The 1,111-nt window shown below is 41.1% G+C and carries 1 protein-coding gene; it reads right to left on the reverse strand.

Translation table 11 applies throughout. From position 1 onward, the window contains the following. Positions 1 to 400 precede the first annotated feature (400 nt). A partial coding sequence (locus tag F6K37_RS43840; protein ID WP_287257405.1) for a Uma2 family endonuclease occupies positions 401 to 1,111 on the reverse strand: 711 nt, incomplete at its 5' end.

Consider the following 1,111-nt stretch of genomic DNA (forward strand, 5'->3'; position numbering starts at 1 on the left):
AAATACCCATGGTTTTGAAATTTCTCATTTGGGTGCGATCGCAAATTGTATCGAGATTCTTGAAACCTATAGTTCATTAAGAATTTAGAATTTAGAATTTAGAATTTAGAATTTAGAATTTAGAATTTAGAATTGAGCATTACATTCTTCCTTCTTCCTTCTTCCTTCTACCTTCTACCTTCTACCTTCTACCTTCTACCTTCTTCCTTCTACATTCTACCTTCTACATTCTACCTTCTACATTCTTCCTTCTACATTCTACCTTCTACCTTCTACATTCTTCCTTCTACATTCTACCTTCTACATTCTTCCTTCTACATTCTACATTCTACATTCTACCTTCTACCTTCTACATTATTCATTCTACATTCTTAGTAGGGTTATATCCAAATGGTGGGGTTCATAGCTCGAACTGTTCTGGATCTATGCCCTTTGCTTTTAATTGCTCTAGCAAGGCTTGCAAGGAAGCTTCTGCTTGGTCTGCCCGTTGACGTTCCTGTTCTTTTTCGAGTCTTTCAAGCTCTAAAGCTTCCTCCGCTTGGTCTGCCCGTTGGCGTTCTTGTTCTGCCTGTTGTTGAGCAATATCTTTGAGCTCAATAATTTCTAAATACGTAGCAAAAGGCTCTCCATTGGGATAATACAGCACCAAGTCCGAGCCTACTAACTCAAAGGTAATTCCTAAACGGGGACTCACCCAACCCAGCATCTCGGGGATTGGTTCTAGTTTTTCGGCTGAACGCAGCCAGCCTTTGAGTTTTGTCCGATTTGGGTCAAAAAGATAGTACTCTTCTACTTCATGGTTCTGGTAAAACTTGAGTTTATCCTCTTCTAATTCCTTGATGGTGTTCGTTAATGAGGCTATTTCAAATACTACCTGGGGATTAATGTTATCTTCAACCCAGGTTTTGTAGGAACGCCGATGCCCTTTCGGTCTACCCACAACCACCATCACATCCGGGGCTTGGTTGATTTTGGGTTGTCCTGGTTCTGGATACCACAACAAATCCCCGGCAACGAATACATTGGGGTCATCTTTGAATTGGGCTTCCAGGCCATACTTAATGGTGGTAATTAGTTCAAATTGAAGGGTATTGTCCGCCAAGGGTTTGCC

Source organism: Moorena sp. SIO4E2 (assembly GCF_010671945.1).
GTDB lineage: Bacteria > Cyanobacteriota > Cyanobacteriia > Cyanobacteriales > Coleofasciculaceae > Moorena > Moorena producens.